We start from the raw sequence: 18,152 nt of genomic DNA, 5'->3' as shown, positions 1-18,152 counted from the left end.
CGGGGGATGCGTCAATGCCAGCTGCGCAGCATGTTGGTATGGGTGTACATTGCGGTCGGCTTATACAAAGCGCCCATCCAGCCGGCGAATTTGTACGTCACGAAACTTTCGGCTGTATATTGCGGCAGGCATTTATGTCCAGAGATTCAGGATCTTGAAGACAGCCCCAAGACCCGAACCCTACCTTGTTTGATGGCCTCCGCTACCGACGCGCGGGGCGCGGTAGTGGACGGTCATCAGAACGATGTAACACTACGTCGAACCCTTCGTCAGGAGCGGGGGAACAAAGTGCTTGGTGAAGAGGGAAAAGTCTTCATCGCTGACGCTAAACTCGTGCGTGCCGTCCATATTCCTCTGTCGGAGCCGGGCTTTGCAAACCTCGTCCGATACGTCAAGAAAGTGAAGTTGGTGGGCGCATCCGGCCTGCTCAAACAGGGTGCGCATCCATGCTCGACTGGCTGGCGTGTTTGCAGGGAAATCCAGCACGACCGATAGTCCGGATCGCAGCAGATCGACGAGATGTGCGGCCATTGCATCACGCAAGCGCGTCGAATTACGCACATAGTCGGCAAGGCTGTTTTGCTCGCCGGGGTAGAGCCGGCCCAGCCAATAGTCTTCTTTCACCAAAACCGTATTCGGCCTTTTCTCCAAAGCGCTTGTAAGTGTTGACTTTCCAGCCGCTATCTTGCCGCACACGAGGTGTAGAGTGGGTTGTTCTAAAAGCATAATCAAAGACCTTCGCAGATGCGGGTAGCATCGTGATTATTCACATGGGCATAGACCCGGCCCGACGCATCAGGCCGGGCGGTTAATTCGTCCGCTGCTCGCGATGGGGATGTGAAATACCAAGGTCATGATAACAGGATGGCAAATCTCCCGGCTGTGATCCAGTGGCAATCGCGCATCGCGGCCTTCCCGATTGGGAGGAGAGGCGGTGCGAAATGAGCCGCGTACCCTGTCGAGCCCTGCTTTTCCGATCGCCGTTTCAGTCGGTCGAAATCGCGCTTGTGGGCTACAATCCATCTGTAGTCCGAAATCCTGACTTTTGTGACACTCCGGTCTTTCCTGAGAACGTTCGAGGATTTTCGGCGCAAAACTCTGTGGCAAAATTTGGAGTTTCGCGGCGGGCTTTTGCGACGGCCAATGATCGGTTCGGGCCACTACCTGCATTCGGCCAAACGTGCCAAAAGCCAACATCCCGCCTCGTGCGGGCGATTAGATCACGAATTCCTCCTCGTACGTCTGTGGCTCGGGAATGACTGTAACCTCCACCGGAATGATCCAGTTGGCCGCGTAGCTCTCGCAGTCGGAACGCTGGACGTCGGGCTGCACGCGCCCGGCCTCATCCATCGCGCGACATCGCAGCATATATCGTCCCACTTCTTCAGGGGTCCACATGTACTCCCACAAGCGCCATGCAAAGGGTCGTTCTGTTTCGAGGAGCCTTCCATCGCGCCAGCCTCTGCCATCTCCGGTGCAGACCTGCACCTGCTGAATACCGGCCTCTCCGCTCCAGGCAGCTCCGAAAATCCGGCACGGTTGGCCGACGATGAGATGCGCCCCCTGTACGGGACGCGCGATCTGCGCCTTGACCTCCATCTCCGTGAGGGGGACCAGCCTCGGTTCCCCGAGGCTGCGCTCCCAACGGAAATAGTCGCGCGCCTGCCAGTAGCCAAGGAACGGTTGCTCCACAACCGTGATATGTGTGATCCACTTGACCCAAGCCATGCCGAACCAGCCACCCACGACCGCGCGGAGCGGGTAGCCGTGATCGCGCGTCAACGGCTGCTCGTTCATCGAATAGGCAAGGATCGTGCTGTCAGCGATGGCCTTCTCAAGCGGTAAACTGCGCGCAAAAGCGATCGGGCCGGGAGAAGCCGTTTTCTTGTTCGTGTCGACGACGCCCCTGTCGGCGCCTACGAGCAGAACCTCACGTGCGGTTCGCTTAACGCCCGCCATTTCCAAAATCTCGCGCAGAAGAACACCTGTCCACGCGGCATTGCCGACGGCTCCGTTCTGCCATTGCAACCCCTCCATCGGCGGCACATAGTAGACGCGCCCGTTGCCTGCGCACTCGACGACGGCGGTGAAAGTCGTGCTCCGCATCGCCTTGATGCTATCGAGGTCAAGTTCGACCGACCGCTCCACCGCCCCGTCAACGCGCAATCTCCAGTCTCGGGCATCGAGGTCTGGCGACGGGAAATGGTTTCGCACGAAGAACAGCTCGGTTGGGATCAGCCAATCGGAGAGCGACGCAAACGGAAACTCGATGTTCGGTGGGGATTTCTGTCGAACTATCAGACTGGGTTGCTGTGTTGTCGGCATCGTCCTCGTCTCCCCTTTCAAGAGTACAACGTCGGCTCTCGGTCGCGGAAATTCCGGTACGATCACACCGCCCCTTGCAGTGCGTCGGTCGCGTCCGCCTTCGGGCCGCATTCTAGCACACACTGCACGTTCCTCGGATCGACCGCGCACGCAGCAAAGGGGCCACTTGCAGAACTCCGCGTTCGGCAATCGCCTGTCGTTAGGACGATAGAACCCGGGGGACCGACGGTCGTATCGAAATCGATAACAACACAGTCGAGAGAACAGGCCGATAGCCCTGAACCGCAAAAATACTCTCTTCGCAGGTCACGACACGGGGCTGAGAACTGGGCAATCATCGCCTCACTGATCGAGACTAGCTCAACTCTGTTGATCCGTTCGCATATTTAACCTGAGTGCGGACTGCCATCGCGAATGGCCACAAACAATGCGAAATCGATAGTCTGCTGTTTTGGAATATCCAAAAGCGTGGGGGCATTTGCGGGCTGACAGCGTCTCTTAGTTTGGTCGTGGCGAAATATGTTAGCGCTGCGCCAATTTACCGCGTCCCGCCAAGTTTCAGCGTTCATTTTGCCATCAGTTTCCTCGGATAGAGCTTCTGAACTCGGAAGACACGGAGATGACAGATTGACTATAGCATACCGGCAAGCCCATGCGCTAAACGACATCGGAAGATTGCCAACTGGCTTTGCCTACCGTTCTGAGATCGATGGACTTCGTGCAATCGCAATTCTTCCCGTGATCCTCTATCACGCCGAGATTCCGGGGTTCACTGGTGGGTTTGTTGGCGTGGATGTCTTTTTCGTCATCTCGGGTTTCCTGATGACGACCTTGATCGCTGGCGAACTGGAACGTGGGCGGTTCAGTCTGTTACGCTTTTACGAGCGCCGCGTCCGCCGAATACTACCAGCTCTTTTCGCTATGATTTCCGTATGCGTGATCGCTGCATGGTATTTTTTGATGCCTGTTGAGATGGAGCATTTTGCCCGTAGTGTCAGAGCAGCGGCCCTGTTCGGCTCGAACATTCAATTCCGTAACGAAAGCAACTATTTCGATATCGCTGCGCACACGAAGCCCTTGCTTCACACTTGGTCGCTGGCGGTCGAGGAACAGTTCTACATCTTGTTTCCTGTGCTCCTGATGGTCATCCAACGATTTGCGCCGAAACGACTGATGGCCATCATCGGGATATTGTTTCTGGTCTCACTTGCGGCAAGTGCATGGATGGTGACGCGTTCTCAGGCCAGTGCATTCTATCTTCTGCAATTCAGGGCTTGGGAGCTGCTTCTTGGTGCTTTTATCGCCTTGATCCCGTTGACAGGGGGTGTCGCGGCAAGTCTTAGGGAACTTCTGGTCACTATTGGATTGGCCATGATTGCCGTCGGCGTATTCGGTTTCACTGATCGGACCACGTTTCCCGGTTTGTCAGCGCTCGTGCCATGCTTGGGCGCAGCGCTCGTCATAGCTTTCGGAAAGGAAAGCCAGGGACCGGCTCGATTGCTCCGCTCTCGACCTATGGTATTCGTCGGTCTCATCTCTTATTCCCTTTATTTGTGGCATTGGCCATTAATCGTGTTCTTTCCTTTCGTTTCTGGCCACGCCTTGACGACAGCTGAAGGATGGCTCGTTGTCGCGGCTTCGGTTTGTCTTGCAACGGGCTCATGGGTTTTCGTGGAGCGCCCTTTCCGGGGCACCAAGTCGCGGATAGGACGGCAAGCGCTCATCGCCGGAGCCTTGACCTGCGGGACGACAGCCATCGTGTTCGGCGCATTGGTCACCGAATTTAAGGGAGCCCCTGATCGGCTACCCGCCGCAATCTACAAGGTTTACGCTGCCACTTACGACACCAGTCAATTCGGAAACCCGCCCTGTTTTATTGATTGGGATAATAGCGGGATAACCTCGGCAGATGTTCGCGCCGGAAGACTCTGCTCGGTCGGAACGGCAGGAAAGGGAACGCCTAAATTCCTGGTGTGGGGAGATTCTCACGCGGGAGCGATGACGCCGGCCATTGACGAAGCAGCGCGACGTGCTGGCGTGTCTGGGCTCTTTGCGGGACACGGGTCCTGTCCTCCACTGCCCGACCTTGTGATGTCACCCCAATCTCATTGCAACGAGTTCAATACAGCAGTGCGCGATCTGGTAACATCGCAACACATTCCGCTGGTCATCTTGGTTGCCTATTGGCCCAAATATGTTCATGCCGCTGAGCTGCCTAACCAAGGCGTTTATTTCGATCCGTCGATCCCGCCCCCGGTTTCCGACGAATCTGCTCCCATCGCCCGCGCCCTCGATAAACTTTTGACGGATCTGAGAGCATCGGGGACGAAGGTTGTTCTTGTCCACGATGTACCGGAAATGGGCCGATACGTCCCGGAAGCCGCCGCAAAGGCTAAGATGTTTGGTGCCTCACAAGACATCGCGCCACCTTGGGAATACATCATGAAGCGGCAGGCCTTGTCTCGCGCGCTCGTGACGCGCATGGCAGAGCAACATAATACCGGCATCGTCGATCCTCTCCCGGCATTTTGTTCCAACGGACACTGCGACGCCGTGCGTGACGGGCTGCCCCTGTACAAAGATGCCGATCACATAACGGCCGCAGCCTCAAGAAAATTAAGCTACTTGTTTGACCGGATCTTCAATCACAGTGCTTCGACATCGCCCGAAACGTCTTAACTGTTTCGCTCTGTACTCGGATCGAAGGGATGGACAGGTCTGTATCGTGAGCAAATGGCTGGACAACGCTAAACAATGGGCTCGTGCGCTCAAACGTGATGTTCTGGCTTTGTGGATTGCGGCCCGTGATCCACGTACCCCTCTTGCAGCGAAAATCGTCGCTGGTGCTGTGGCCGCTTACGCGTTGTCGCCAATCGATCTGATCCCAGACTTTATTCCGGTCATTGGTTACCTCGACGATCTCCTAATTGTTCCGTTAGGAATCATGCTCGCCCTGCGTCTCATTCCGGCAACTCTGATGCAGGAGTATCGAGTCGAAGCGTCCAAACGTCACGACAGGCCCGTCAGCAGAGTTGCTATGGCTGCAATTGTTGTTACGTGGATCATGGTTGCAGCCGTCATCGCTTATCATGTGCTTTCCTTGTAGAACTGCTACTGCGCATTCACGAAACATTGGGCATGAAATTCCGACGGATAAACAAATGTGCGAGCAGAACTTCGGTTACAAAAATGCTTTCTCTCGGCAAGAAAATACCCGCACATCGGAGGCTAGAGGAGTCGCAAGTATCTGAATGAAAGAGCGGCCCGGTGACCGGAACACTCCGTCTTCGATCAGGCGAAGCCTTCGAGTACCACTTTGCCGATCGTTGAGCCGCTCTCGAGCTGTTTGTGGGCCTTTTTCAGGTTTTCGGCATTGATCACGCCGAGGTGCTGCATCGCAGTCGAGCGGATCCGTCCGTCGTCAACTGCGCTAGAAATCTCGTTAAGGATTCGTGCCTGCTCGTCCATGTCAGGTGTCCCGTAGATGGCGCGTGTAAACATCAGCTCGTGATGGATCGACACCGACTTCCGCTTGAACTTCATGATGTCGAATCCTGACGGGTCGTCGATGAAGCAGAAGCGGCCATGCGGGGCGATGAGCTCTGCAATGTCGTCGATGTGCTGCGCCGTCTGGGTCGTAGAGAAGACGAAGGCAAGAGCGCCGATGCCGAGTGCCGCGATCTCGCCAGCGAGCGGCTTGGAATGATCAATAACAAGGTGTGCACCAAGCGATTTGACGAATTCTTTTGTTTCCGGACGCGAGGCCGTCGCGATGACGGTCAGATCGGTGAACTGCCGGGCGATCTGGATGGCGATCGATCCTACACCGCCAGCGCCGCCGATGATCAAGATGGCAGGAGAAGCGCCTGGCACAGGCTTCTGGACGTCGAGGCGGTCGAAGAACGCCTCCCACGCGGTGAGCGACGTCAGCGGAAGTGCCGCGGCGTCTGCCCAGGCGAGCTTCGATGGCTTCTTCCCGACAATGCGCTCGTCGACGAGATGAAATTCGGCGTTCGCGCCTGGACGGGTAATCGACCCTGCGTACCAGACTTCGTCGCCGGGCTTGAAACTGGCGACCTCGTTACCGACGGCGGCAACAACCCCCACGGCATCAAAGCCTACGACCTTCCATTCGAGGCCGGCTGCCGGAGGAGTGCTTCGGCGAACCTTGTAGTCCACCGGGTTGACAGAAACGGCCTTCACATCGACGAGGATGTCACGGCCCTCAGGCGCAGGCTTCGGCAGCACGATATCGACGAGCGAATCCTGTACCGAGATTGGAGAAGGGGACCTGTATCCGATGGCTCTCATAAAGTTTCTCCTGTAGTTGTCCGGCGATTCATTGTCCGAAATTCCGAAGAGCTTCTTCGCCTGCTTCCTGGTCCTGCGCCCAGCTTCCACCGGAAATGCCGAGGCCGCCAATGACCGCGCCGTCTTCCATGATGGGGAAGCCGCCAGCGGCAGCCATGACGCGGGGGACATGCCTCAGGTTGGATGCGCCGCGATCTTCGAGGAGATCGACCCATTGCGCAGTCGAGAGACCGAAAGACGCGGCCGTGTAGGCCTTGTCGATGGCGATGTTTACGGCGAGGTAGGAGCTCTTGTCGCTCCGTTCGAAAGCCTTCAGGTTGCCGGCGGCGTCAACGATGGCGACGACCGGTTCGAAGCCGACGCGCTCGGAGGCGGCGATGGCCTTGGCGATAAGGCGAGCTGCGGCCTCTCGTGTGACTGAGCGTGAAATGAAGCTGTTTCCAGACATGGATAGTCCTCTTTTGTTGTTGCTGACGATCTTCGGTCGCAGGCTGCGATCGGAATGTCCCTCAGCGACCTCCATGTAGCGATACGTACCTCGCTCAGGGATACGCACAACGCTTGCACATAGTATCCATCTTGATACCGTCGCGAAGGGCGACTTCTCTCAGAAGTGGCTTTTCCTCTTCGGACAGTGACTTGCGTAAGATTGACACGGACATCTTGCGCCTCGGCAGACCGCATCTTGCGGCCGGCCCAGAGGTGGGATGACCTTGTCACGCCACAGCAAGCTCGATAAGCACGGCACAAACGAGTACATGCATAAGTGCATGTAGGTGCAACAAGGATACTGTCATGGCCAAAGTCCGTCATTCGCGCTTCGACTGCAGTCCCGGCTGTTCGGTGGAGGCTGCTATCAGCCTTATCGATGGTAAATGGAAATGCGTCGTGCTGTTCCATCTTCTTGGCGGGACAATGCGCTTCAACGAAATCCGTCGTTACGTCGCAGGCGTTTCGCAACGCACCCTGACAAACCAACTGCGCGAACTTGAGGACGACGGCCTGATCGAAAGAAAGGTCTACGCCCAGGTCCCGCCCAAGGTCGAATATACGATTTCGCCGCTCGGCCGCAGCCTCGAACCTATTCTCGTGGCTTTGAAGGCATGGGGAGATGATAATATCGGTCGATTTGGCAAACCTGAGGCCGCGAAGGCCGCTTGATGACGGTTGGGGTCGAGAGGCGACGAGTCGCTCGGCGGTTTGCGTTAAACGGGACCTGGCTCGTCGCAAAACGTCTGAAGGCTCGCAGCGCGACCGATTTGCACTGTGAAGATAGCGAATGGTGCCGTGGCGTGATAGGTGTTGGACTTGGATCAAGCCCAGCATTTACCTGAAGGACAGATGCCATGGGAGACCAGATACGCCCGCTGCAACCGGGGGAATACGCGCCCGCCTTTGCACTTCCCTCGGCAAATCAAAAGGAAACGGTTTCTCTCGCCAACCTCCACGGCCGGCCGTTTCTGATCGCGTTTTTCCGCGGGCTGCACTGCCCGTTCTGTCGGCGTCACCTGGGACAGCTCGGTGGCCTACAGCCTTCCCTGCGCGCCGCGGGAGTAGAAACTGTTGCCGTGATCAACACGCCCGTGGAACGCGCTCGCATCTATTTCGAACACCGGCCGACGCCGGTCATGCTCCTATGTGACCAAGATTGCACCACGCACCGGGCGTTCGGCGTGCCGCATGGCAACTTCCTGCCCAAGGACAGCCGCGAGAACCCAGTATGGCCCTATCGGGCAAGCATGGAGCAATTCGAGGCCGCTCGCATCAACCCGGCGGGCGAATTGCCGGAAGCGCTACATCCGATGGCGGCCAATGCCTTGCTCAATGCCAAAGATGGCTTCGAGCTTACTGAAGTTGATAATGCCATCTTCGCAAACCACCCCACACAACTTGTCGGGCACTTTCTGATCGACGCCGATGGCGTCGTTCGCTGGGTACAAATTGAAGCGCGCGACGGTCCCGACAGCCTTTGCATCTTTCCAACTGCGGCGGAAATGCTCGCCGCGGCCGGCAGGCTTCGACACTGAAGGCGTCGCAGCTCCGACATCAGGAGGTATAACTCGACGGGCCGCAACGTCCTTCAGTTACAGTTCAATCTGATCAGAGCTCGTCCGCTTTGGCCGACAGCCGGACAAGAGGAGGAGCCCGAGAGGGCTCCGGGGTAATCCAAGACTTGTCGTTGCGGGAAGACGATCGAGGCGCAGCCGGTCTCCGGTCAGATATGCCGCCGGATTTACCCGGCGTACGAATGGCATCCTGCGCCATGCCCAACTTGCATTGTCCTCGCTCCATGCTTCAATTGGGACGACGAGCCCCTCGCAAACATTGGCCGGCTTGCCCGCTGACATCGCACGAGGTCTCCAAGATCAGCAGAATGGGGACCAGAGTGATACGGACACGCGGCCGCCACTGGTCGCGCCGACCGCTCCGGCGTCAGGCCGCAACATTCACATCCGCAACATCCCAAGCTTCGCGATCGGTGACCTGCCGACATTTTGGGTGCTTGCATCGGGGCCAGCAACCGAGCTCGTGATTTCGCACTCGCATTAACATTGCCCAGGATCGGGTGCAGCGCTCGCAAAACACTTCCCCTGCCGAGGTTGGGACTATCTGACCGACCTAAGCCTAAGCCGCTGTCCACACATCTTCGACCGGAATATACGCCAACTTGGCCCTCGCAACCTTCTCCCTCAGAATAGCGAGCTCTTCCACAAGCAGTTCCACGGCGACCTTCTGGACGACTGCCTTCAACCGATCCTCGACGCCGAAATTGTCCAGCATGTAACTGATTATTGCGTCTTTCATCAGTTCTTCGATGGCAGGATCATTCTGCTCCAACGTGTCAGCCATACTGTGCTTCCTTGGTCGCGGGTATTCCCCTTCAGTGGGGCACCTTTGAGGCTAGTCCCAAAGCATTAACTCGGTAAATTATACTCACGGGGAGACTTTCTGAATTTCAGTCATGCTCATATGTCCCTTGGTTTAGCCCATTCGACTAGTTTGTATGAGTCGGAGGTACAGATGTGCAGGAAGCCTCCCCTGCGAGGCTTGGCAAAGGGCCGGGGTGGCAATTCCAGTTTGTAGACTTGGTTGGCAACGATCGCCTGCTCAGCGCGGGGTAATTACCCACCGCCAACACCACAGCAACTCCTTTTGAGAACAGCCGCAGCCATCTTTGTGGAGCAGGGATCTGTAATGGCAAACCAACGCGTTTTGCAATTGCTAGCAGGTCCAGAATGGCTCTTTAAAACCTCGCGTCCGCAAAGGGTCCTTAGGATTCGGCAAGAGCAACATTTTATGAAACACGCGAAGTGAAGTTGCAGCGCGCTTTGTCGAGGAGAGGGCCTTGGGACTTACGAACCGCTTTCGCCTTCACTACCAAAGGCCAACGCAGAATGAATACAATCAAGCAAAACCTGTTCGCCAAACGGTTTTGTCAGGCAGCCGACGATGCCAGCGCCCAACGCAGACGCGAGCACATTCTTTTCCGGAAAGGCGGTGATCAGAACAGTCGGAATGCTCTTGCCGAGGGCGACAAGCCGGTGATGCAGATCGAGCCCGCTCATTCCGGGCATGTTGATGTCCGTCACGAGACAGACCGTGCCGCGGATATTAGGGAATCTCAAGAAATCATCCGCGGATGAAAAGGTTTGGGCGTCAAATCCCATCGACCGTAGGAGCCCCTTGATAGCCTCCCGCATCGACTCGTCGTCGTCGACGATCGCAATCAGAGGTCTCTTGGTTGACACTGCCGCCTCCCGACTTCGCCGTTCGGCGTCGTGCCGAATTGGCGTTGTGGCGCGCTTGACTGGAGGATTTAGTATTGAGCGGCCACAAAGGTCTCGCAAGCTATACGATCGTATAAGTTGTCTAGCACCTGCGGAATATCTGCCCAAGAGAGAAACGGCCAGACAGTGGCGCGACCACCCGGCCGAAGGAGCGTTTTCCAAGGCGACATATTCGCTCAGACATGTTGGCTGTCAAGAACGATCCCGCATTTTGCCTTGTGGCCGAGGTCATTAGCGCGCATTCTCGTGTACAAAGAAAGGGTTCGGCAGCGACGAAGGAGAGAGGAGGAGTGTTCTCATCGCGTCATCGGCGCTCTGCTGCTTGGCATCGCCCACTGCTGCTGCAGCGGGTGCGATCCAGCACATCCACAGCTTCGGTTGACCTTGGAGGGCACTGACATGACTGACGAGGCAGCAACCGTCATTGTTATCGATGATGACCCGGATATCCGCGATGCGCTTGGCGGTCTGCTCCGTTCCGTCGGCTTTGCCGTTAATCTCCTCGCTTCGGTGGGCGACTTCCTCAGGTCTGGACGACCCAACGGACCAACCTGTCTCGTGCTTGATGTGCGGCTTCCGGGACAAAGCGGTCTTGATTTTCAGCTCGAGCTGTCGCGACAAAATATTCAGCTGCCGATCGTCTTCATCACCGGGCACGGCGACATTCCCATGTCCGTCCAGGCGATGAAAGGGGGCGCGGTCGAATTTCTGACAAAACCGTTTCGAGACCAGGATTTGCTCGACGCCGTTCACGTCGGCCTGGCGCGCGACCGCGTGTGGCTTGAAAATGAAAGGGCGTTGGCGACGGTACGTGCGCGTTTCGATAGCCTGACCCCTCGGGAGCGTGAGGTGATGGCTTTGGTGGTGACCGGACGGCTCAACAAGCAGATTGCCAACGATCTAGGCGTGAGTGAAATTACCGTGAAGGTTCACCGCAGCCAGGTCATGCAGAAGATGGGCACCAAGTCCCTGCCCGAACTCGCGCGTATGGCTGACAAGCTAAAGCTCGCGCCGGGAAAGCCGCACGCATAAAGGTCTTGGCCGCGCGTATAGGTAGCCCCCTCCGCATGGATAATTAATCCTTCCAGGTGGCCAATAGCTAGGGCGGGAGCCCTCTGCTATCGTGCGGTTCAATCCTCCTCCCAGGCCGTGTCGTCCCCGATCGGCCCACCTTGAGCCCCTCCCGGGGCTTCCCTTTTTTGGCCTCTCGCATAACCAGATGAGGTCGCGCGCGCAGACCGAGCGAATGGATTTGAAGATCGCGCCACGCCATGTGGGACGAGGTCCACGCCTCCAAGTACTCCCTGCCAAGTTCGGGCTGTTGAAGACAACCCTGTAGCCGCGTAATCAGCAATGGCAATGTCGGGGAGAATGCATGCGATCGCCCAGCTATCCTAGCGGCGCTGGGCGGTCGTCAGCAGCGGAGGAGCATGACCAAGGGCGGCTGATGGCCAGTCAGTTGATCCGCTGGGACGCATCTGCGAGATGTGGTAAGAAAGTGGGGAAGTGGTCGCGGTTCATCATATGTGCTCGTTTTTGCCCATATGGATGGACGGATCTCCGAAACGACAGTGCCAAATGAGACAGGCGAGGTGACGAAGTCGGCAAATCAGCAAATCCTCTTTCTTCTGCGTTGGTGGAGATAGCAGGTTGGACGTTCTTTGGGAGGATGGGGATCGCGTGTTCCACCGAGAGCGGCGCCGCGGCGCCGACGGCAAGTGGAACTCGGTACTGGTCGTGTTTTCGGCCCTCGAGCACCCGACACTTCAAAGCCTCGAACGCCTCGTCCATGAATATGAACTGAAGGATGAGCTCGATAGCGCATGGGCGGTGCGACCGCTTGCGCTGGTGCGCGAGGGCGGCCGGACCCTGCTGGTGCTTGAAGATCCGGGCAGCGAGCCGCTCGCCCGGCGGCTCGGAACAGCAATGGAGACGGCGCTTTTCCTGCGCCTCGCGGTCAACATCGCCGCTGCGCTGGGCAGGGCACACGAGCGCGGCCTCGTCCACAAGGACATCAAACCAGCCAATATCCTAGTAACGGACACGGGCGCCGATGTGCGGCTTACCGGCTTCGGGATCGCCTCGCGACTCTCCCGCGAACGGCAGGCGCCCGAGCCGCCCGAAGTAGTCGCCGGAACGCTTGCCTATATGGCCCCCGAGCAGACTGGGCGCATGAACCGCTCGATCGACTCCCGCAGCGACCTTTATGCGCTCGGCGTGACCTTCTACGAAATGCTGACCGGGAGACTGCCCTTCGCCGCTTCCGACCCGATGGAATGGGTGCATTGCCACATTGCACGGCAGCCGATACCGCCCAACGAACGGGCGGCGGATGTTTCACCGGCAGTTTCGGCCATCGTCATGAAGCTGCTCGCCAAAACTGCCGAGGAACGATACCAGACGGCAGGCGGTGTCGAATACGATCTGCGCCGCTGTCTTAACCAATGGGAAATGCAGTGCCGGATTGAGGCATTCCCGCTGGGCGAACGCGACATCCCGGACCGCTTGCTGACTCCAGAGAAGCTATACGGGCGAAAGCACGAGGTCGAGACATTGCTCACCACCTTCGACCGCGTGGTGTCGAGGGGGGCGCCGGAATTGGTGCTCGTCTCTGGCTATTCCGGTATCGGCAAGTCGGCGGTCGTCAATGAACTCCACAAAGCACTGGTGCCGCCGCGCGGGCTGTTCGCGTCCGGCAAATTCGACCAGTACAAGCACGACATCCCTTATGCGACCCTGGCGCAGGCCTTTCAGCGCCTTCTCAAAGGGCTCCTCGTGAAAAGCGAGGTCGATCTGGCGCCGTGGCGCGAGGCTCTGAGCGAGGCGCTGGGGCCGAACGGACAGCTGATGGTCGATCTGGTCCCCGAACTGAAGCTCCTTATCGGCGACCAGCCGCCGGTCGCCGAACTTCCGCCACAGGACGCGCAACGGCGATTTCAGCTGGTATTCCGGCGGTTCATCAGCGTCTTTGCAAGACCCGAACATCCACTGGCGCTGTTCCTCGACGATCTCCAATGGCTAGACGCGGCGACGCTCGACCTGTTGGAGGATCTGCTGACCCGGTCGGATCTGCAGCATCTCATGTTCATCGGTGCCTATCGCGACAACGAAGTCACTGCCGCTCATCCCCTAATGCGGAAGATCGACGCGATCAAAGCGGCCGGCGGCAAGGTCGCGGCAATCGCGCTTGCGCCGCTTACTAAAGACTATCTCCGGCAGTTGATTTCAGATGCGCTCCACTGTCAGCCCGAGCGAGCAGCCCCGCTCGCACAAATGATGCACTACAAGACCGGCGGCAATCCGTTCTTCGTCCGTCAGTTCCTGTTTTCGCTCGCGGAAGAGGGAATGCTCACCTTCGATCATGACGCGGCATCCTGGTCCTGGGATCTCGAGCGCATTCACGCCAAGGGATATACCGACAACGTCGTGGACCTCATGGTCGGCAAGCTCGCGCGCCTCCCGCCGGAAACGCGGGAGGCGTTGCAGCAGTTCGCCTGCATTGGAAACATCGCTGATGCCAGGATGCTTGCACTCGTCCTCGGGATCCAGGAGGAGCAGGTCCCCGGGGCCTTGCGGCCTGCCGTCGCTCATGAACTGCTCGAGCGTCTGGCAGGCGCCTACCGGTTCGTCCACGATCGCGTTCAGGAAGCCGCCTATTCGCTGATCCCGGAAGAGCGACGCGCCGAGTTCCATCTTCGCATAGGAAGACTGCTTGTGGCGAACACTGCGCCAGAGCTGATTGACGATCATGTTTTCGAGATTGTCAGCCAGCTCAATCGCGGAGCCGCACTGATCACCTCAGTTGGGGAGCGCGAGCAACTGGGCCACTTCAACCTTTTGGCCGGCAAGCGGGCCAAGGCCTCGACGGCATACACCTCAGCGCTCAACTATTTCGCTGCCGGCACGACATTGCTGCCAGAACACGCTTGGGAACGCCAGCACCAACTGGTGTTCGCGCTTGAGCTGAACCGAGCCGAATGCGAGTTCCTTCTTGGCGCACTGGCGGACGCGGAGGAGCGGTTGGCGCAGCTTTCAAATCGCGCCGTCTGCTCCGACGACCAGGCTGCTGTCGCCTGCCTGCGGATCGACCTCTATGCTGCGCTCGGTCAGACCAGTCGCTCCGCCGCCGTCGGTCTCGACTACCTGAGGCAGCATCTCGGCATCGACTGGTCGCCGCATCCGGCCGACGAGGAGGTGCAACGAGAATACAGCCGGATCTGGTCGCAGCTTGGGAGCCGCGCGATCGAGGAACTCATTGATCTGCCGTTGATGAGCGATCCGGCCTCCTGCGCGGCGCTGGATATCCTCACCCGGCTTGTGGGGGCGGTATGGCATACCGATGCGAATCTTGCATGCATGGCGATCTGCCTAGCTGTTAATCTGAGCCTCGAGCGCGGCAACAGCGACGGGTCCTGCTACCATTATGTGTCACTTGGTTATATTGCTGGGCCACGCTTCGGTGATTATGCGGCCGGGTTTCGATTCGGTCGGCTTGGCTGCCAACTGGTCGAAGGGAGCGAACTCAAGCGCTTCCAAGCCAGGACTTATAAAGACTTCGGTGCGCACGTCATTCCGTGGACGCGACACTTTCGAACCGGCCGCGACATCTTGTGGCGAGCGCTTGAGATTGCCAACGAGAGCGGCGATCTCACCTTTGCCGGATACAGCTATGCCAGCTTGAATTCGAACATGCTTGCGGCGGGAGATCCGCTCGTCGAAGTGCAACGCCAAGCGGAGATTGGCGTCACGTTTGCGCAGAATGTGCGGTTCCAGTTCGTCATAGACCTCGCTAGCGCGCAACTCGGCCTCGTCCGGACGCTACGTGGCTTGACCCGGAAATTCGGCTCACTTGACGATGACGAATTTGACGAACGTGAGATTGAACGCCGGTTTTCAGACGATCCGAACTTGATTCTTGCGGAAACCTGCTACTTTGTCAGAAAACTCCAGGCGCGGTTCTTTGCGGGTGACTATGAGGCGGCCGTCGATGCATCATTGCGGGCGCAGAGGCTGCCGTGGACATCGGTGGCGCATTTCGAAGAAACGCCGGAGCATCATTTTTACGGCGCCTTAGCCCGCGCCGCATGCTGCGACTCTGCTATGGCTGACCAGCGAACGCGGCATACGGAGGCTCTGGTCGCCCACCACCGACAGCTTCAGATCTATGCAAAGAATTGCCCGGAGAACTTCGAGAACCGAGCCGCGCTGGTTGGCGCCGAGATCGCACGCCTTGAAGGCCGCGAATTCGACGCCGCGCGTCTTTACGAACAAGCGATCCTCTCGTCGCGCGCAAACGGTTTCATACATCATGAGGCCCTCGCATATGAACTCGCCGCCCGCTTTTATGCGCATGCCGGCTTCGAGGACTTCACCCGTCTTTATCTCCGCAACGCGCGTGGCTGCTATCGACGCTGGGGCGCCGACGGTAAGGTTCGGCAACTCGACCAACTCTGGCCTGACCCAAGAAGCGAAGAACGCGCTCCGCCTCCAACAAGCACCATTGATGCACCCCTCGAACAACTCGATCTCGCAACCGTTATCAAAATCTCGCAAGCCGTGTCTGGCGAAATTGTCCTTCAAAAGCTGATCGACACGGTCTTGCGCACTGCCGTTGAGCAAGCAGGGGCCGAGCGCGGCCTGTTGATCCTGTCGCGTGGCGGCGAGTCACGGATCACGGCGGAGGCTACGACCGCCGGCGACACGGTCGTGGTGCACGTGCGTGACGAGATCGTGACCGCTTCCACGCTGCCGGAATCGCTCCTTCACTATGTCTTGCACACAAACGAAAGCGTGGTTCTCGGCGATGCCACAGCTCAGAGTCCATTTTCCGCCGACCCATACATCTGTCAGCACCATGCTCGTTCCATTCTCTGCGTGCCGTTGCTCAACCAGGGCCAACTGACCGGAGTACTCTATCTTGAGAACAACCTTGCCCCTCATGTCTTCGCGCCGGGCCGTATCGCGATCCTGAAGCTGCTCGCCTCTCAGGCAGCAATTTCACTGGAGAATACGCGGTTGTACCGCGATCTCGCTGAACGCGAGGCCAAGATCCGTCGCCTCGTCAAGGCCAACATCATCGGGATCGTCATCTGGGATATCGAAGGTCGCATTCTTGAGGCGAACGACGCGTTCCTCAGCATGGTAGGATACGACCGCGACGACATTGCCTCGGGTCGGCTATGCTGGACGGACCTGACGCCGGTCGAATGGCGCGATCGCGACGCACGAACTGTCGCAGAGCTGAAGATGATCGGGGCGGTCCAACCCTTCGAGAAAGAGTACTTTCGCAAAGACGGCAGCCGTTTACCGGTGCTGATCGGTGGTGCACTGTTAGAAGGAAGTGGGAACGAGGGTGTCTCATTCGTCCTCGATTTGACTGAGCGCCGGCAGGCCGAAGAAGCGTTGCGCGAGAGCGAGGAAGCCTTGCGCGAGGCGCAGGGGCAACTGGCCCATGCAAACCGCGTCGCCACCATGGGGCAGCTCACAGCCTCCATCGCCCATGAAGTCAATCAGCCGCTCGCCGCATCGCTCACCAACGCCCAGGCGGCCCTGCGCTGGCTCGGTGCCCAACCACCGAATCTGGAGGAGGCGGCTCAGGCGCTCGGCCGGATCGTCGAGAACGCCAATAGGGCCGGCGATGTCATTAGCCGAATCCGCGCATTGGTGAAGAAGGCCCCCCCTCTCAAAGGGCAGCTCGACCTCAATGAAGCCATTCGTCACGTGATTGCCTTGACCGCAAGTGAAGTGCTCCGCCAAGGCGTCACGCTGCAAACCGAATTCACAACGAGCCTCCCGTCCGTGGAAGGAGATCGCGTCCAGCTGCAACAGGTGATCCTGAACCTGATCATGAACGCCGTCGAGGCGATGAGCGGCTTTGATGAGGAAAAGCGCGAGTTGCTGATCAGCACCGAGACAGAGGCCTCAGGAGGCGTGGTCGTCGGGGTGCGCGACTCGGGTCCAGGCCTGGACCCGCAATGTATGGACCGCCTTTTTGAGGCCTTCTACACGACCAAATCCAGCGGCATGGGCATGGGCCTGGCGATCTGCCGTTCGATCATCGAGGCTCACGGGGGCCGGCTGTGGGCCACCGCGAATGAACCTCGTGGGGCAGTGTTTCAGTTCACCCTACCTCTCGCACGAGACGAAACCGCTGATGCAAAGAATGCCGGCCAAGAGGCCTTGTTGGGAGACTAAGTGGGACCAACGACTGGCTGAAGCTCTCGCGCCAGCCAGGTTTCTGCGAAGCGTGAAGGCTTCGGAAGTTCCTCTCTTCTCCATCACGAGACGAACGGGGTGCCCGAGCTGGTTTCACCTTCACGAGCCATCACGCCGACAGGCGGCACTGGCGGAAGCAACAAACGCATCGACCGCGGTGCGAAATTGCGCGACCGGAAACTGGACGAGGCCGTGGAGAGCGTGAACCTGTTTCCATCAGCTAAAAGTGCTAGGCACCAAGCTCGATGAGCCTTAACTCCGGACCCAAGATGCGGATCCGGCTTAATACATGGTCACGGAAATCATTGAAGGGCAGAGATCCCGAAGTTGTCTAAAAGACGGACAAGCCCGACGGAGTAGCACAAAAGACCGAACTGGCTTCCAGTAACGTATAGGGTAAAGGCGGACCTCCAGGCGTGCAAAGCTTGTCCCCAGGGAGACTTGATCGTTTCGCGTGGCACGACGGAGCACATTATCAAATGAGCCTCCAAGTCCGTTGTCGGCGATGATGAA

The 18,152-nt window shown here is 58.2% G+C and carries 11 protein-coding genes and 2 pseudogenes; 7 read left to right on the top strand and 6 right to left on the bottom strand.

The features are described from left to right. Positions 1–202: 202 nt before the first annotated feature. A pseudogene (locus BN77_RS24170) lies at positions 203–726 on the bottom strand (P-loop nucleotide/nucleoside kinase family protein). Positions 727–1,215: 489 nt separating this feature from the next. Next, positions 1,216–2,325 (bottom strand): sulfite oxidase, encoded by a 1,110-nt coding sequence (locus BN77_RS24165; protein WP_007537014.1) that lies wholly within the window; start codon positions 2,323–2,325, stop codon positions 1,216–1,218. A gap of 221 nt (positions 2,326–2,546) precedes the next feature. Here BN77_RS24165 and BN77_RS33705 point away from each other — a divergent pair. The 3 genes and pseudogenes from BN77_RS33705 to BN77_RS24155 form a co-directional block, all read left to right on the top strand. Continuing rightward, a pseudogene (locus BN77_RS33705) lies at positions 2,547–2,783 on the top strand (IS66 family transposase); the annotation flags it as partial. A gap of 169 nt (positions 2,784–2,952) precedes the next feature. Next, positions 2,953–5,004, top strand: a complete 2,052-nt coding sequence (locus BN77_RS24160; protein ID WP_007537012.1) for an acyltransferase family protein — start codon at positions 2,953–2,955, stop codon at positions 5,002–5,004. A gap of 46 nt (positions 5,005–5,050) precedes the next feature. Continuing rightward, a complete protein-coding gene (locus tag BN77_RS24155; RefSeq protein ID WP_040678400.1) occupies positions 5,051–5,431 on the top strand; it encodes a YkvA family protein in 381 nt (126 codons plus the stop codon). A 185-nt stretch (positions 5,432–5,616) separates the two neighbouring features. Here BN77_RS24155 and BN77_RS24150 read toward each other — a convergent pair whose 3' ends face one another. Together BN77_RS24150 and BN77_RS24145 are read right to left on the bottom strand one after the other, a co-directional pair. After that, positions 5,617–6,636: a zinc-binding alcohol dehydrogenase family protein gene (locus BN77_RS24150; protein WP_007537008.1), complete on the bottom strand. Its 1,020-nt coding sequence runs from the start codon at positions 6,634–6,636 to the stop codon at positions 5,617–5,619. 28 nt (positions 6,637–6,664) lie between these two features. Further along, the gene (locus BN77_RS24145; protein ID WP_007537006.1) at positions 6,665–7,084 is read right to left on the bottom strand and encodes a GlcG/HbpS family heme-binding protein; all 420 of its coding nucleotides are present in this window, start codon (positions 7,082–7,084) and stop codon (positions 6,665–6,667) included. Between the two features lie 347 nt (positions 7,085–7,431). Between BN77_RS24145 and BN77_RS24140 the strand changes: the two genes are divergently transcribed. After that, on the top strand, positions 7,432–7,797 hold the full coding sequence (locus BN77_RS24140) for a winged helix-turn-helix transcriptional regulator (RefSeq protein WP_007537003.1): 366 nt from the start codon (positions 7,432–7,434) through the stop codon (positions 7,795–7,797). A gap of 185 nt (positions 7,798–7,982) precedes the next feature. Next, positions 7,983–8,663: a peroxiredoxin-like family protein gene (locus BN77_RS24135; RefSeq protein WP_007537001.1), complete on the top strand. Its 681-nt coding sequence runs from the start codon at positions 7,983–7,985 to the stop codon at positions 8,661–8,663. 598 nt (positions 8,664–9,261) lie between these two features. On the opposite strand, the gene BN77_RS24125 is transcribed toward BN77_RS24135, so the two are convergent. Beyond that, positions 9,262–9,486: a hypothetical protein gene (locus BN77_RS24125; RefSeq protein WP_007536998.1), complete on the bottom strand. Its 225-nt coding sequence runs from the start codon at positions 9,484–9,486 to the stop codon at positions 9,262–9,264. 503 nt (positions 9,487–9,989) lie between these two features. Then, the gene (locus BN77_RS24120; RefSeq protein WP_007536996.1) at positions 9,990–10,385 is read right to left on the bottom strand and encodes a response regulator transcription factor; all 396 of its coding nucleotides are present in this window, start codon (positions 10,383–10,385) and stop codon (positions 9,990–9,992) included. Between the two features lie 438 nt (positions 10,386–10,823). Between BN77_RS24120 and BN77_RS24115 the strand changes: the two genes are divergently transcribed. Both BN77_RS24115 and BN77_RS24110 read left to right on the top strand, forming a co-directional pair. Continuing rightward, complete coding sequence (locus BN77_RS24115) at positions 10,824–11,456, top strand: response regulator transcription factor (protein WP_007536994.1); 633 nt, start codon at positions 10,824–10,826, stop codon at positions 11,454–11,456. A 618-nt stretch (positions 11,457–12,074) separates the two neighbouring features. Next, positions 12,075–17,618 (top strand): trifunctional serine/threonine-protein kinase/ATP-binding protein/sensor histidine kinase, encoded by a 5,544-nt coding sequence (locus tag BN77_RS24110; protein ID WP_007536992.1) that lies wholly within the window; start codon positions 12,075–12,077, stop codon positions 17,616–17,618. The last annotated feature ends 534 nt before the right edge of the window (positions 17,619–18,152 follow it).

Source organism: Rhizobium mesoamericanum STM3625 (genome assembly GCF_000312665.1).
GTDB classification, from domain to species: Bacteria; Pseudomonadota; Alphaproteobacteria; order Rhizobiales; family Rhizobiaceae; genus Rhizobium; species Rhizobium mesoamericanum.
The sequence above is the reverse complement of the archived record's forward strand: the minus strand, read 5'-3'. Positions and strand labels throughout refer to the sequence as shown.

Bases quoted from the DNA above. Each gene is read 5' to 3' on its own strand.
- BN77_RS24150 (WP_007537008.1), bottom strand. From the start codon at position 6,636: ATGAGAGCCATCGGATACAGGTCCCCTTCTCCAATCTCGGTACAGGAT.
- BN77_RS24125 (WP_007536998.1), bottom strand. From the start codon at position 9,486: ATGGCTGACACGTTGGAGCAGAATGATCCTGCCATCGAAGAACTGATG.
- BN77_RS24135 (WP_007537001.1), top strand. From the start codon at position 7,983: ATGGGAGACCAGATACGCCCGCTGCAACCGGGGGAATACGCGCCCGCC.
- BN77_RS24115 (WP_007536994.1), top strand. From the start codon at position 10,824: ATGACTGACGAGGCAGCAACCGTCATTGTTATCGATGATGACCCGGAT.
- BN77_RS24165 (WP_007537014.1), bottom strand. From the start codon at position 2,325: ATGCCGACAACACAGCAACCCAGTCTGATAGTTCGACAGAAATCCCCA.
- BN77_RS24145 (WP_007537006.1), bottom strand. From the start codon at position 7,084: ATGTCTGGAAACAGCTTCATTTCACGCTCAGTCACACGAGAGGCCGCA.
- BN77_RS24140 (WP_007537003.1), top strand. From the start codon at position 7,432: ATGGCCAAAGTCCGTCATTCGCGCTTCGACTGCAGTCCCGGCTGTTCG.